Origin of the sequence: Streptomyces sp. NPDC017529, assembly GCF_044329785.1 — a bacterium.
In the GTDB taxonomy this organism is placed as follows: Bacteria; Actinomycetota; Actinomycetes; order Streptomycetales; family Streptomycetaceae; genus Streptomyces.
In genome coordinates this window covers 269,739-283,684 of record NZ_JBIRJY010000004.1, presented here as the reverse complement: position 1 = coordinate 283,684, position 13,946 = coordinate 269,739, and the positions used below count along the sequence as shown (strand labels likewise).

Below are 13,946 nucleotides of genomic sequence, written 5' to 3'. Positions count from 1 at the left end.
CACTGCCCTCGGTGCCCGGCCGGGCACCGAGGCCCCTCAGAACAGGCTGAGCAAGGCGTCCGCCGGGTCGGGGATGGCGGTGTCGCCGTCGGGCAGGGGAAGCTCGAACCACACGGTTTTGCCGCGGGGGGTACGGCGGCTGCCCCAGCCGGCGCTGAGCAGGCCGACGAGCTGGAGGCCGCGGCCGCCCTCGTCCGTGTCGCGGGCCCGGCGGCGGCGGGGCTGCGCCAGGTCCGCGTCCCAGACCTCGCACACCAGGGTGCGGTCCAGCAGCAGGCGCAGCCGGATCTCGCCGTGGCCGTGCCGCAGCGCGTTGGTGACCAGCTCGCTGACGAGCAGCTCCGTCGTGTCGACCAGGGCCTCCAGGCCCCAGTCGGTGAGCTGGTCGCGGGCCAGCTCGCGGGCGCGGGCCACCGAGCGGGCCTCGGGGGCCAGGTTCCAGTCGCCGACCGAGTCCTTGGGCAGGCCGTGCACGCGGGCCATCAGCAGCGCGATGTCGTCCTCGCCGTGCCGGGTGTCCAGCGCGTTCAGTACGTGGTCGCAGACGTCCTCCAGCGGGCGCCCGGCCTCCGACAGGGCCGTCTGGAAGGCGCGCAGGCCCTCGTCCAGCGGGTGGTCGCGGGATTCGACCAGGCCGTCCGTGTAGAGGGCGAGCAGCGCCCCGTCGGGCAGTTCGACCTCGGTCTCCTCGAACGGCTCGCCGCCCACGCCGAGCGGCATTCCGGGCGGTACGTCCAGCAGCAGGGCGTCTTCGCCGTCCTCGACCAGGATGGGCGGCAGATGCCCGGCGTTGGCGAACGTACAGCGCCGGCTGATCGGGTCGTACACGGCGTAGACACAGGTGGCGAGGTAGACCTCGGAGAGGTCGGCGGTGCCGGAACCCGCGCGCGGCGCCTCGGCGGAGGGGTCGGCGGACGCCCCGGCGGGACCCGCCGACCGGCTGCGCGGGGCACGCGCGGTCGTCCGGGCGCCGCCGCCGGCCGCGCCGAGCCCGCGTGCGATCTCGTCGAGCGCGGAGAGCACCTCGGCCGGTTCCATGTCGAGCAGCGCCAGGGTCCGTACGGCGGTACGCAGTTCGCCCATCGCGACGGCCGCGCGCAGCCCACGCCCCATCACGTCGCCGACGACGAGCGCGGTGCGGTGGCCGGGCAGCTCGATGACGTCGAACCAGTCGCCGCCGACCTCGGTCGCGGTGGTCCCCGGCAGGTAACGGCAGGCGATGTCCAGGCCCGCCGCCTCGGGGTCGCCCGGCGGCAGCAGGCTGCGCTGCAGGATCAGCGCGCGCTCGTGCTCCCGGCGGTACAGGCGGGCGTTGTCGATACAGACCGCGGCGCGCGCCGCCAGCTCGACGGCGAGGGCGGTGTCGCGTTCGCCGAAGGACTCGCTGCCCTTGGTACGGGAGAACTGCACCAGCCCGACGACCGTGTCGCGGGCGACCATCGGCACGGCGAGCGTCGAGTGGACCACCGCGCCCAGCTCGGGCCCCTCCTCGTTCTCCCGGCCCGGGATGATCTGCGCCTGGGCGGTGCGCAGCGCGCCCGCGCACGGGGAGTTGAACGGGTACCGGTGGACGGCGCCGACCGCCACCGGACCGGCCTCGCCCTCGGGTACGCAACAGGTCGTGGTGGCCAGCGGCGCGTCGGACACGGCGCTGGCGAACGCGACCCGGCGCAGCTCGGCACTGCCGTCGGCCATGCCCGGCGGCGCCTCGTCACCGGCCAGCAGCCCCTGGTAGAGGTCCACGGAGGCCAGGTCGCAGAACTGCGGCACGGCCACGTCCAGGAGCGTGCGGGCGGTGGTCTCCAGGTCGAGGGAGTTGCCGATCCGCGCGCCGGCCTCGTTGAGCAGCGCCAGGTTGCGGCGGGCGCTGGCGGCCTCCCGCTCGGCCCGCCGCCGGCCCGTCACGTCGGCGGCCAGCGCGGCGACGCCGATGGGGCGGCCGCTGGCGCCGTGCAGGCGGTACAGGGAGACGGACCAGCGGCGGCGGTCGGCCTCCGTCGGGCCGGAGGCGGAGCCCGCAGGGGAGGGGGACTCGGTGGCCTGCGCGGGAACGGCCGGGGCCGCCGGAACCGTGCCGACGAGCTGCATCTCCGCGACCGGCTCGCCCGTGTCCAGCACCCGCCGCAGCGCCGCGTTGAGCCGTTCCGCCTCGGTACGCGGCAGGAAGTCGTGCGGTCCGCCGCCGCTGTACCTGGCCGCCGGACCGCCGAAGACGGTCGCGAAGCGCTCGTTGACACGCCGGATCCGCAGGTCCGTGCCGAAGAGGAGAAACCCCATGGGAGATTGGCCGAAAACGGCCTGGGAGGCCGCCAGGTCGGTCTCGATGCCCCGCAGCGCGCGGACGTCCACGACCAGGCAGACCGCCGCGCGCTCGCCGGCCGCCGTCTCGGACGGCATCACGTAGATCTCCGCGAGCCGGCCGTGGTCCGCGTCCGGCGTGCCGGTTCCGTTGGCGCCGCGCGTGCGGTACGGGACCAGGCCGGTCCACTCCCGGCCGTCCAGGATCTCCGAGACCGTGCGGTGCGCCCGGTCGTGCAGCTCGTGCGGCACGAACGCGGCCACGGGGTCCTTGCCGACGGCGTCCCTGGCGGGGATGCCGAGCATCTCCGCGGCGCGCTCGCTCCACCGGTCGATGCGCCCGTCGGGGCCGAGGGAGAACGACGCGACGCGGATGTAGTCGTAAATGGAGCCGGGTGGGCTGCTCTGCCATATCGGCGGGCCTTCCGGGCCGTCGGGCCCCGCGGGCCGTGCCGGGCCGTCCTTACCACCCGGCCCGGCCGGCTGCGCGGGTCCTGCCCCGCCAGATGACTTCTCGCTCACGAGCCCCGTCCCCTCCAGCTCATCGTGCCCGGACCGGACGAGCCGAGTATCCAGCACCGCGGCTATCCGGAACACGGTCTTCACGATCACAGCACAGTCTCGATCGCAGGCCGTCCACAGAATGTCAATGAAACGGCAACGATCAGGCCGCCACCAGACTCCTAACCCGCCACAGACAGCTCGAACCACACTGTTTTACCTGTCCTGCCGTGCCGGGTGCCCCAGCGCAGCGATGTGCACGCCACCAGCTGCAACCCACGGCCGCCCTCGTCCTCCGGCGTCGCCGTCCGCTCCCGCGGCGGATCGGGCAGCGGATCGGACACCTCGACGAGCAGGTTGCCCCCGCTCTTGAGGACCATGCGCAGGCCGATGGGCCCGCTGGCGTAGCGCAGCGAGTTGGTGACCAGCTCGCTGACGAGCAGGACGGTGAGGTCGGCGGCGGAGTCCAGGCCCCAGTCCCCGAGGGCCTCGCGCACCGCGGCACGGGCGGTGCGCGCGGAGCCCGGCTCGGCCGGAAAGCTCCACTCGGCGATGGGAGAACCGGAGATCACACCGCGCCGGGGCGCGTAGGGGGAGGATTCCTGGGCCCCTGCCGCTGCGCTGTCGCTCACGCCGATCACTTCCCAGCCCGGTGCGAACACCCTCCGGATTGTCCGTCTTGAGGGGGTAAACAGCACATACCCGGTATCAGGGCTTCAATATCGCCCTCAATGGCGCACTGTGGCACAAACGGCGTACCGAGGCGGGCGGGACCCCGTAGCGTACGCCTGGTACGCCGCGGGGCTCTCCGGCGCGCCGCCCGCCCCGGCGGGCAGCCCCGTACGAGGGACCCCGCCCCATCCGATGATCGGCCCGTACGGGGGAACCGGCACGCGGCCGGGCGACGCGCCCGTACGGGGCAGGAGCCGGCTCAGACGCGCCCGGACGCGTACGAGGGGCCGAGGCGCCGCATCGCCTCGGCGACCGCCGGGCGGTCCTGGTCGAGCCAGTCGACCTCGTGCTCCTGGCCCGGCGCCAGCCAGCGCAGCGCGTCGTGGTCCTGGAGGGGCCGCGGCTCGCCGGACACCAGGCGGGCCGTCCAGACCCACAGCACGAGGCCGGGGCGCGGCGCCCACTCCCCCGGAATCCGTTCCAGCGGCTCGACCTCGATTCCCAGTTCCTCCCGCAGCTCGCGCGTGAGCGCCTCCTCGGGCGTCTCGCCGGGCTCCGCCTTGCCGCCGGGCAGCTCCCAGCGGCCGGCCAGCGCGGCGGGCGCACTGCGCCGCGCGGCCAGCAGCCGCCCCCGGTCGAGCACCGCACCACCCACCACCACACGCACGTTCGTCATGAGCGGCAGCCTACGTCCCGCCGCCACCGCCCCTTTCGCGTCAGGCGGTGGCGTGCCCCACCCGCTCCACGACGTACAGCTGCCCGTGCCGGCGGGTGTCGAGCCGGTCGGCCACCTGTTCCGCTTCCGTGCGGGTGGCGTAGCGGCCGACGCGATAGCGATTGCCGCCCTCGTCCTGGCGAATGACGAGCCAGGGCAGCACCGCGCCACTGTCGGTCATCGCGCCCCTCCGTCCGCCGTCCAGCGCGCCGTCGCGCGCCCCTCCTGGCCTGTTACCGAAACCGCATGCCGCATATGCCCGAGCCTACGCCCGACCTTTACGCACCGGATACGCCTTTGCACAAAGAGATACCGAACCGGCCATCGAACACGACGCGGGACGGCGCACGGCCCCCGCTCACCCCCGCGCCCACACACGAACGGGCGCCGCCGGCGGCCACTGCCGCCGACGACGCCCGTCGGAAGATGCCCTGCGCGACCGTCAGGACGTGCCCGCCTCGCACTTGGCGCCGGACGCGGCCTGCTCCCCGGCCTTCTCGGCCTCGATCGCCGCCAGCGACTCCGCCTCGGCCGCCAGCAGCGTCGGGTTGCGCCAGGAGCTGCGGACGCCCCACCAGTAGAAGACCAGGCCGATCACCGCGACCACGACGATGTCCCAGCCCGGCGCCAGGTAGCCCTTGCCGCCGAACTCCGTGCCGCCCATGTACGACACACACGCCATGACCAGCAGGTACGCCACCATCCAGGCGCCCGCCTTCAGGTGCGGCTTCAGCTCGGCCCACGGCTTGCGCAGCTCGTACCAGGCCCAGACCGGCAGGCCGACGGCCATGATCAGAATGACCTTGCCGGTGAGCGGCCAGCGGCCCCAGTACAGGACCAGCGAACCGAAGACCATCGCGATCGGCGCGATGACCGGCATGATCCGCAGCTTCACCGGCCGCTTGAGGTCCGGCGCGAGGCGGCGCAGCGACATCACCGCGACCGGCCCGGTGATGTACGAGATCACGGTGGCCACCGAGACGATCTCGGCAAGCGAGCCCCAGCCGCGGAAGACCGCGAGGAAGAGGAAGGCGATGAACAGGTTCAGGACCAGCGCCGGACGCGGTACACCGGTCTTCTTGTCCACCCGGCCGAAGATCTTGGGCAGGTGCCCGTTCTCCTGCACGCCCTGGATCATGCGCGAGGTGGTGGCCGCGTAGATCATGCCCGTACCCGACGGGGAGACGAACGCGTCCGCGTACAGCAGCAGCGCCAGCCAGTTCAGGCCCCAGGCGACGGCGAGGTCGGCCAGCGGCGAGTTGTAGCCGAGGTGGGCCCAGCCGCCGGCGGACTCCAGCTTGCCGCCGGGGACGGCCATCAGGAAGGCGACCTGGAGCGCTACGTAGATGACGAGCGCGATCACGATCGAGTAGACGACCGCCTTGGGCAGCGACTTGCCCGGGTTACGGGCCTCACCGGCCATGTTCAGCGGCGACTGGAAGCCGTTGTAGGCCCAGACGATGCCGGAGAGGGCGACGGCGGAGAAGACCGCGCTCCACCCGTTGGGCGTGAAGCCGCCGTGGTCCTTGATGTTGCTCGTGTCGAAGTGCGCCATCATCAGCGCGCTCGCGGTCAGGATCGGTACGACGACCTTGAAGATCGTGATCGCGGTGTTGGTCTTCGCGAAGAGCGAGATCGCGAACCAGTTCAGGAAGAAGTAGAAGACCAGCAGGACGCTGGCGACCGCGACACCGCTGCCGGTCAGCTCCTTGCCGTCGTAGAGGGCCTGCGCCCACCCGAAGTCCCAGGAGCTCATGTACTGAACGGAGGCCGTGGCCTCCCCGGGTATGACGGAGACGATCGCGATCCAGTTCGCCCAGGCGGCGAGGTAGCCGGCGAGCGAACCGTGCGAGTACTGGCCGTAGCGGACCATGCCGCCCGCCTTGGGGAACATCGAGCCCAGCTCGGTGTACGTGAGGGCGATCGTGAGCGCGACGACCGCGCCGATGACCCAGGCGAGGATGGCGGCGGGACCAGCGATGGCGGCGGCCCGCTCGGCCCCGAAGAGCCAGCCGGAACCGATGATCGACCCAAGACCCGTGGCGGTCAGGGCAATGGTCCCGAGGGACCGTCGGTAATTCGAGTGGGAGCCCTGCTCCGCGCTCTGGGTCTGCGTCGTGCTCAACGTGCTTGGTCTCCTGATCTTCCCCCGTGCCGTGCACAAACTTCGCCATCGTAAGAGCGAATTGGAAGATCGGATTCCCAAGCGAGGTCAAAACTCCCTCCCCACTGAGGGTGTGTGAGGTTTCCCACTCACCAATTGGCCATTCAAATCCAGACATAGGCGCATATCCAGGGTGGCTACTGGCGGGTTACGCATCAGTACACACCGTGCGATCTTGTCCGCCGAAGGCCAGCCGGACGAGGCGCGTCACGGATGGGGGCATCGCGCGCGGGAGGACGGGGCCGCTTGGGCACGCGCGGGGGCCTCCCCCCTCCGCCCCTTCCCCCTAGTGCACCGGCAAGTGGTAGGCCACCCGGTGGCGGTCGGCGAGCGTCACGACATCGGCCGTCTCCACCGGGCGGCCGCCCGCGAAGTACGTACGCGAGATGACCAGCACCGCATGCCCCGGAACCCCGCCCAGCGCCATGGCCTCCTCCGCCAGCCCCGGCCGCGCGCCGACCTCCTCGACCACGTTGTCCACGATCACGTCGATGGCCGCCATCCGCTCGACCACCCCCCGCCCCGCCAGCGGCCCCTCTTCGGGCAGCATCACGGGCGTGCGCCCGGTCAGGTCCAGCGGCTCCCAGGACGTGGAGAGCATGGACGGCTCGCCCTCCGCCCGGAAGAGATAGCGCGTCCGCATCACCCGGTCCCCCACCTGGATGCGCAGCCGGGACGCGACGGCCGGATCGGCCTCCTCCCGCTCGCTGCTGGACTCCCAGGTGCCCTTGACCCGCTCGTCGGCCTGCTCCTGGCGGAAGGGCGTGGCGCCGACGCCGGTGCGGTAGCCGGCGCGGGCGATGCGGCGCGGGACGGGCTGCTCGCGCACGTACGTCCCCGACCCGGAGCGGCCCTCGACCAGACCCTCGGCCATCAGCACCTTGCGGGCCTCCAAGGCGACCGTGTCGGAGACGCCGTACTCCTCGCGGATACGAGCCTGGGAGGGGAGGCGGGTGTGCGGGGGCAGCACACCTTCGACGATCTTCTGGCGCAGGTCGCCGGCGACGCGGAGGTACGCGGGCTGCTCACCGAAAGGCACATGCCCCTCCCAACAGCTTGACAGTCAGCAACAGCCTGGCAACCGCGTGTTGTTGACCGCAAGCCTGGGCCAGTAATTCACTCGATGTGATGAAGCCCAGCTCAACCGGCCTGGTGATCATGGAACTTGGCCGTCGGAAGGCGGCTGTTCCCGGCCGCCCGGCGGTGCCGTACCTTTCGTGCGAGAGTCTGTACGAGCTGCCCGCCCACACGAGCCGCGCCCGAGCGGCAAGGGAAGGAGCACACCGTGCCCGACGACCCCGCCGGCACCGGCACCCCCACCACCCTCGCCACCTCCGCCGCCCCCCTCTCCCCCATGCCGGAGGACTGGCAGCGCGCGCTGGCCGTCGTCGCCCACCCCGACGACCTCGAATACGGCGCGGCAGCCGCCGTCGCCGAGTGGACGGCCGCCGGGCGCGAGGTCACATACCTCCTGGTCACGCGCGGTGAAGCCGGTATCGACGGGCTCGGCCCCGAGGAGTGCGCCCTGGTCCGCGAGGCGGAGCAGCGGGCCAGCGCGGCCGTGGTCGGCGTACGGACGGTGGCATTCCTGGACCGGCACCGCGACGGCGTCATCGAGGCCGGGCTGCCCCTGCGCCGCGACCTGTCGGCCGCCGTCCGCCGGCACCGGCCCGAGCTGCTGATCACCCTCAACCACCACGACACCTGGGGCGGAGTCGCCTGGAACACGCCGGACCACCGGGTGGTGGGCCGCGCCGTCCTGGACGCGGCCGGCGACGCGGGCAACCGCTGGATCTTCCCCGACCTGACCTCCGAACTCGGACTCGCCCCCTGGAACGGCGTCCGCTGGGTCGCGGTGGCCGGCTCTCCGTACCCGACACACGCCAAGGAGGTCGGCCCCGGAATCGACCAGGCGGTCGCCTCCCTCGCCGAACACCGCGCGTACATCACGGGCCTGGAGGACGCGGGCAAAGACCCGGCCGCGTACGCCCGCTCCTTCCTCGAACCCGTGCTCCGCGCGGCGGGCGACCGATACCGCGGCACCCCCGCCACCCTCTTCCAGCTCTATCCCCGCTGACTCCCGGCACCGGTGCCACCAGGTGCGGCGACCCGCGCCACAAACGCCGCCACCAGCTCGGCAACCTCCCGCGGCCGCTCCAGCAGCATCGCGTGCGTCGCCTCCACGCCCGCCACTTCCACCCACGGCTGCGTACGCGCCAACTCGTCCAGATCGGCGTGCAGCCCCTTCACGTACGCCGCCATCAGCTCATCCACCCACGGCAGCCCAGGCGTCGAAGGATTCGGACGCAATGCCCGCGCAATCATCAGCGGCCGCCGCACCCGCCGATAAAGCGCAAACAAATCAATTCCCGCCATCGCCTCCTGCATCCCAAGTCCCGCCACCCGCTCGGGCCGCAAATAGACCTGCCCATCCTCAGACTCCCCCACCGACCGTCGAACCCCCGCCTCCAACAACCCACCAGCAACCCCCAACTCATCCCCCATCGTGGCGTTGTACGCCAACACCCCCTCCAACCCTCCTCCCGGCAAAGGCCGCCCCATAGCAGCCTCAGCGAACTCCCTTGCCTCCCTCATCCGCTGCACCACATACCCCCGCTCCAACCCCACATACTGCTCAGGCCGCCCCATCCCATGCCCATCGAGATTCACAGCAGCCGGCGCCCCCGCAGCCCCCTCCACCCCTTCCAGACACAACGCCGCAACCATCCCTCCCAACGAATGCCCCACCACCACCGCATCCGGAATCCCACACCGCTCCAACACGGCCGCCACATCCGCGACCACCATCGCAAACGTCCACGTCCCGTGCCCACCACCCGACAACCCATGGGCCCGAAGATCCATCGCCACCACCCGATGCCGCCCAGCAAGCAGCGGCCCCACCAACGCCCAGTCCTCCAACGTCCGCCCAGCCCCATGCAAGAGCAGCAACGGCGGCCCATCCCCGCCATAGTCCCGCACAGCGACCTCAACACCGTCAGGAGCAGAAACACGAAATTCCTCAACGCCACAAGCACCAGTCATGCCACCAAGCTAAGCCGCCCCACCCCATCCCAAGATCATCCCCCCGAACGAAGAATTCACCCCAAATCCCGGGCTATGCTGGGCCTATACCAGCCGCACCGCCCGACTGGATGCGACCGCCCCGCACGGAAGGCTGGTTCGCGGAGGACTTGGACCGCCTCCCCGAGGCGCCACGCCACACCGAACTCATCGACGGGGCACTCACGTTCAGGACGACCCCGCAGCGGTCGTGGCACGGCCGCATGGTCACCGCCCTGACCACCACACTCATGGCCCAGGCGCCCCCGGGCTTCGAGGTCGAGCGGGAGATGACCATCCGGCTCGACGCCCGCAACCGCCCCGAGCCGGACCTCCTCCTGACGACCCTCCCTTACGATCCCGACCGCACCAGCTGTCCACCCGACGCCGTACGCCTCGTCGTCGAAGTCGTGTCTCTACGAGCTGGACGAACCGACCCGTGCCTACGCGCCCGCCGGAATCTTCCGAGGCTCGCTTCGGCGCCCCGTGCCCTTTGAAATCAGCCTCGACCTGGACAAGCTCGCTCCGCCGCGCAGCGCCTGAAGCCGGTACACCATCGGCGACACGAAAACGTCGGAAGGGTCGGACTCGCGTCATCCAGCGCGAGCGAGGGACCACTCCGGATTCCAGCCGTTGTGTACACCTGGGACACTCGGTACGCTTGAGAACATGACGCAGCCGATGCCCATAGAGTCCATCCGCGATGTGCGTGCTCACCTGGCCGAGGTCGTCGAGCGCGCCGATCGCGACGACGTACCCACGGTGATCACGCGCCGGGGCAAGGAAGTCGCCGCCGTCGTCTCCATCGAGGTGCTGCGCAAGTACCAGGAGTGGGAAGAGCGCGAGATCAACCGGATCATCGACGAGCGCATGGCCAACCCCGCACCCGGCATCCCGATCGAGGAGATCATGAGGGAGACACTGGCGCGCGGTGAGTGAGTACCGAACCGTCTTCCGCCCCGAGGCGCAGGCAGAGCTGCGGAAGATCCCTCGCGACATGGCGCTGCGCATCCTGGCCAAGCTGACAGAGCTGGAAACCGACCCTCTCGGCTTCAACACCACCGCGCTCGTATCCCAGCCCGAGCGTCGCCGCCTGCGCGTGGGCGACTACCGCGCCGTCTACTCGATCGACAACGGAGAGCTGGTGATCTGGGTGGTTCACGCGGGACACCGGTCCACCGTTTACGAGCCCTGATTGCCGCTGACCCCACGTCAGAATATCCAGCACCCAGCCAGCACGGTGACGACGAAGGGATCGGACTCGAGAGAGTCCGATCCCTTATGACCTGCATATTTGCTAAGTCAGCGACGTGGTGTTATTTCATCCGCTCACACGTTGAACCGGAACTCCACCACATCCCCGTCCTGCATCACATAGTCCTTGCCCTCCATGCGGGCCTTGCCGGCTGCGCGGGCCTCGGCTACCGAGCCTGTCTCGACCAGGTCTTCGAAAGAGATGACCTCGGCCTTGATGAAGCCCTTTTGGAAGTCGGTGTGGATGACGCCGGCCGCCTCGGGGGCCGTGGCGCCCTTCTTGATGGTCCAGGCGCGGGTTTCCTTGGGGCCGGCGGTGAGGTAGGTCTGCAGGCCGAGGGTGTTGAAGCCGACGTGGGCGAGGGTGGCGAGGCCGGGATCTTCCTGGCCTACGGACTGGAGGAGTTCGAGGGCCTCGTCCTCGTCGAGTTCGGCGAGGTCGGCTTCCAGCTTGGCGTTGAGGAAGATGGCCTCGGCGGGGGCCACCAGGGCGCGCTGTTCGGCCTTGAAGTCTTCGTCGGTCAGCTCGTCCTCGTCGACGTTGAAGACGTAGAGGAAGGGCTTGGTGGTGAGGAGGTGGAGGTCGTGGAGGAGTTCCGAGCGCTCGGAGCCCTGGACGATGCCCTGCGAGAAGAGGGCGTCGCCCTTCTCCAGGATCGCCTTGGCCTCCTCGACCGCCTTGACCTTCGGGGCGACGTCCTTCTTGATGCGCGACTCCTTCTGGAGGCGCGGCAGGACCTTCTCGATGGTCTGGAGGTCGGCGAGGATCAGCTCGGTGTTGATGGTCTCGATGTCGTCCTTGGGCGAGACCTTGCCGTCGACGTGGACGACGTTCTCGTCCTTGAAGGCGCGGATGACCTGGCAGATCGCGTCGGATTCGCGGATGTTCGCGAGGAACTTGTTGCCCAGGCCCTCGCCCTCGGAGGCGCCGCGGACGATGCCGGCGATGTCGACGAAGTCGACGGTGGCCGGGAGGATCTTCTGGGAGTCGAAGATCTCGGCCAGCTTGGCCAGGCGCGGGTCGGGGACGCCGACGACGCCGACGTTGGGCTCGATGGTGGCGAACGGGTAGTTGGCCGCCAGCACGTCGTTCTTGGTCAGGGCGTTGAACATGGTCGACTTGCCGACATTCGGCAGACCGACGATTCCGATCGTGAGCGACACGGTGGCGACTTCCCGGGAGAGGACTGGGCGGCGGTTCGTACGGGCCCGCGGGGGGCCGGGGCGGCCCGTGGGGCCGTCGGCCCGCGATGGGCCGGTCGCCCAGTCTACGGGGCAGCCGACACCGCCGGGCGGGTGGCGGGGGGAGGAGGGGAAGAGCGCAGGGAACGGGGTAGGAGGGCAGGGGTGGTTACGGTGTGTGATGGGAGTGGGGTGGTTTGTCCACCGAATGGGCTGGTCCGGTCGGACAAAACGCGTGTCCTGTAACCGATTAATCCCACTTAGCGGCCTACCGTGGCCGAGTGGAGCAACACAGAGCGCGCAGCCCCCAGCACAGTCCGCCCCGGACCGTCCGTCCGGCAGCGGGCCAGGACGCACGGTTTCCCCGCCCGGCGGAAGCCGTTACGTCGGACGCTTCAGATGCCTTGGACGCCCGGGATGCCCGAGGTATGCGGGTTTCGTCGGGGAGTCCGGGCGCCCCGCGGGCGCCAGGTGCCCCACGGGCCCCCGGAGCCCCACGCGCGCCGGGCGCGGATGAGCCCGGCGGTGAGAGTTCGACCGTGTACCGGGTACGGCCGCGCCGCCGCGGGCCCCTGGCTCCGCTGGCGGCCGCGGCGGCGCGGTTTCCCGCGCCGCGGCTCACCGGGCTGGGCTGCGGCCTGCTCGGCACCCTCGCGCTCTTCGCCTTCGCCGCCCTCGACCAGCTGCTGTTCGACGGCGCGCCGACGGTGTACGGGGTCTTCTTCGTGCTGGTGAGCGTGTGCGCGGGCTTGTGGGTACGGCCGTACGACCTGATCACCGCCCCGATCGCGCTGCCCATCGCGTACACCCTCGGCACCGTTCCGATCAGCCACAACGCGGGCGGCATCGCCGGGCTGCTGATGGGCGTCTTCACGGTGATGGCGACGCAGGCCGGCTGGCTCTACACGGGGACGCTGGTCTGCGCGCTGATCGTCGTCGTCCGCAAGGCGGCGGCCATCGCGCGGCGGCAGGCCGCTCGGCAGGCGCGCCGGGCGGGTGGCCGCGCGCCCCGGGGGCGTACGCCGGGACAGGCGTCACCGGCGTCCGGCGGCCGAGCGCCGGCGCGCAAGGAGCGGACGCGGCAGCGGCTGGAGCAGGGACCGGGACCGGGGCAGCGCCCCGGCCTGGGCCAGGGGGCGCACCACCGCGGCCCCGGACAGCCCGCGGGCCAGGTCAGGGATCGGCCGGCCAGCCGGCCTGCGACGTAGCGGCCGCGTCGGCATCGGTCGCGGCCGCGGGGCCCGGCGGGGCGCCCGCGCCCGCCGGGGCCGCGGGGCCGTCCTTCAGTGCGGCGCGGGCGGCCATGGCGGCACCCACGATCCCGGCGTTGTTCTGCAGTTGCGCGGGGACGATTTCCGCCTTGACGCCCTCGATCAGCGGCAGGAACTTCTCCGCCTTGCGGCTGACGCCGCCGCCGATCACGAACAGCCTGGGTGACAAGAGCATCTCCACGTGGGCGAGGTATTTCTGCACGCGGCGCGCCCACTGCTGCCAGCTCAGGTCCTCGTCGTCCTTGACCTTGGTGGACGCCCGTTTCTCGGCGTCGTGGCCGTGCAGTTCCAGGTGGCCCAGCTCGGTGTTGGGGACCAGCTTGCCGTCGGCGAAGACGGCGCTGCCGATGCCGGTTCCGAAGGTGAGCACGACGACCGTGCCCGTACGGTCCCTGCCCGCGCCGAAGTGCATCTCGGCCAGGCCCGCCGCGTCCGCGTCGTTCAGGATGGTGACCGGGCAGCCGCCGGTGTCGCCGCCGAGGCGGCCGGCCAGCAGCGCGGCGGCGTTCCGGTCGATCCACCCCGGGTCGACGTTGGCTGCCGTACGGGTGACGCCGTCGGTCACCACTCCGGGGAACGTCGCGCCGACCGGCCCTGTCCAGCCGAAATGATCCACGACCTGCCGGACGCGGTCCGCGACCGCGTCCGGGGTGGCCGGATGCGGGGTCAGCACTTTGAACCGCTCGTCCGCCAGGTCACCGCGCTCCAGGTCCACCGGAGCGCCCTTGATGCCCGACCCGCCGATGTCCACGCCAAAGACCTTCATGTCTATGAGGCTAGGCGCGGACGGGCCGGTTCACCCCTCGACTTCCGAGATCACCGCCCG

13 protein-coding genes and 1 pseudogene are annotated in these 13,946 nt (G+C 71.1%); 5 read left to right on the top strand and 9 right to left on the bottom strand.

Annotated elements, in window-relative coordinates; all coding sequences use genetic code 11:
* Window positions 1-36: 36 nt before the first annotated feature.
* The 6 genes from ACH4K4_RS11975 to ACH4K4_RS11950 all read right to left on the bottom strand — a co-directional run bounded on the left by ACH4K4_RS11975 (window position 37) and on the right by ACH4K4_RS11950 (window position 7,389).
* Window positions 37-2,820 (bottom strand): SpoIIE family protein phosphatase, encoded by a 2,784-nt coding sequence (locus ACH4K4_RS11975; protein ID WP_398167181.1) that lies wholly within the window; start codon window positions 2,818-2,820, stop codon window positions 37-39.
* A gap of 161 nt (window positions 2,821-2,981) precedes the next feature.
* Window positions 2,982-3,371, bottom strand: coding sequence for an ATP-binding protein (locus ACH4K4_RS11970; protein WP_398167180.1), 390 nt, complete (start codon window positions 3,369-3,371; stop codon window positions 2,982-2,984).
* 359 nt (window positions 3,372-3,730) lie between these two features.
* Window positions 3,731-4,147 (bottom strand): (deoxy)nucleoside triphosphate pyrophosphohydrolase, encoded by a 417-nt coding sequence (locus ACH4K4_RS11965; protein WP_398166702.1) that lies wholly within the window; start codon window positions 4,145-4,147, stop codon window positions 3,731-3,733.
* 40 nt (window positions 4,148-4,187) lie between these two features.
* Window positions 4,188-4,367 carry an SPOR domain-containing protein gene (locus ACH4K4_RS11960; protein WP_398166700.1) on the bottom strand — a complete coding sequence of 60 codons (180 nt, stop codon included), beginning with the start codon at window positions 4,365-4,367 and terminating at the stop codon, window positions 4,188-4,190.
* A 261-nt stretch (window positions 4,368-4,628) separates the two neighbouring features.
* On the bottom strand, window positions 4,629-6,311 hold the full coding sequence (locus ACH4K4_RS11955; protein ID WP_398166699.1) for an APC family permease: 1,683 nt from the start codon (window positions 6,309-6,311) through the stop codon (window positions 4,629-4,631).
* 325 nt (window positions 6,312-6,636) lie between these two features.
* Window positions 6,637-7,389 carry a GntR family transcriptional regulator gene (locus tag ACH4K4_RS11950; RefSeq protein ID WP_360127658.1) on the bottom strand — a complete coding sequence of 251 codons (753 nt, stop codon included), beginning with the start codon at window positions 7,387-7,389 and terminating at the stop codon, window positions 6,637-6,639.
* Window positions 7,390-7,704: 315 nt separating this feature from the next.
* Between ACH4K4_RS11950 and ACH4K4_RS11945 the strand changes: the two genes are divergently transcribed.
* The gene (locus ACH4K4_RS11945; protein WP_398167179.1) at window positions 7,705-8,427 is read left to right on the top strand and encodes a PIG-L deacetylase family protein; all 723 of its coding nucleotides are present in this window, start codon (window positions 7,705-7,707) and stop codon (window positions 8,425-8,427) included.
* Here the strand turns inward: ACH4K4_RS11945 and ACH4K4_RS11940 are convergent.
* On the bottom strand, window positions 8,415-9,395 hold the full coding sequence (locus ACH4K4_RS11940) for an alpha/beta fold hydrolase (protein ID WP_398166697.1): 981 nt from the start codon (window positions 9,393-9,395) through the stop codon (window positions 8,415-8,417). The two genes, ACH4K4_RS11945 and ACH4K4_RS11940, sit on opposite strands and share 13 nt — an antisense overlap.
* Window positions 9,396-9,505: 110 nt before the next feature.
* On the opposite strand from ACH4K4_RS11940, the pseudogene ACH4K4_RS11935 reads away from it, so the two are divergent.
* The 3 genes and pseudogenes from ACH4K4_RS11935 to ACH4K4_RS11925 all read left to right on the top strand — a co-directional run bounded on the left by ACH4K4_RS11935 (window position 9,506) and on the right by ACH4K4_RS11925 (window position 10,608).
* Window positions 9,506-9,956 (top strand): annotated as a pseudogene (locus tag ACH4K4_RS11935) (Uma2 family endonuclease).
* 126 nt (window positions 9,957-10,082) lie between these two features.
* Complete coding sequence (locus ACH4K4_RS11930; protein WP_398166696.1) at window positions 10,083-10,352, top strand: type II toxin-antitoxin system Phd/YefM family antitoxin; 270 nt, start codon at window positions 10,083-10,085, stop codon at window positions 10,350-10,352.
* The gene (locus ACH4K4_RS11925) at window positions 10,345-10,608 is read left to right on the top strand and encodes a type II toxin-antitoxin system RelE/ParE family toxin (RefSeq protein ID WP_398166695.1); all 264 of its coding nucleotides are present in this window, start codon (window positions 10,345-10,347) and stop codon (window positions 10,606-10,608) included. Before ACH4K4_RS11930 ends, ACH4K4_RS11925 begins: the two co-directional genes overlap by 8 nt.
* Window positions 10,609-10,742: 134 nt before the next feature.
* Here the strand turns inward: ACH4K4_RS11925 and ychF are convergent, their stop codons facing one another.
* Window positions 10,743-11,831, bottom strand: a complete 1,089-nt coding sequence (gene ychF, locus ACH4K4_RS11920) for a redox-regulated ATPase YchF (RefSeq protein WP_398166694.1) — start codon at window positions 11,829-11,831, stop codon at window positions 10,743-10,745.
* 557 nt (window positions 11,832-12,388) lie between these two features.
* Between ychF and ACH4K4_RS11915 the strand changes: the two genes are divergently transcribed.
* A complete protein-coding gene (locus ACH4K4_RS11915) occupies window positions 12,389-13,057 on the top strand; it encodes a DUF6542 domain-containing protein (RefSeq protein ID WP_398166692.1) in 669 nt (222 codons plus the stop codon).
* On the opposite strand, the gene ppgK is transcribed toward ACH4K4_RS11915, so the two are convergent.
* Window positions 13,023-13,886 carry a polyphosphate--glucose phosphotransferase gene (gene ppgK, locus ACH4K4_RS11910; RefSeq protein WP_398166690.1) on the bottom strand — a complete coding sequence of 288 codons (864 nt, stop codon included), beginning with the start codon at window positions 13,884-13,886 and terminating at the stop codon, window positions 13,023-13,025. The genes ACH4K4_RS11915 and ppgK overlap by 35 nt on opposite strands.
* Window positions 13,887-13,946: the final 60 nt, after the last annotated feature.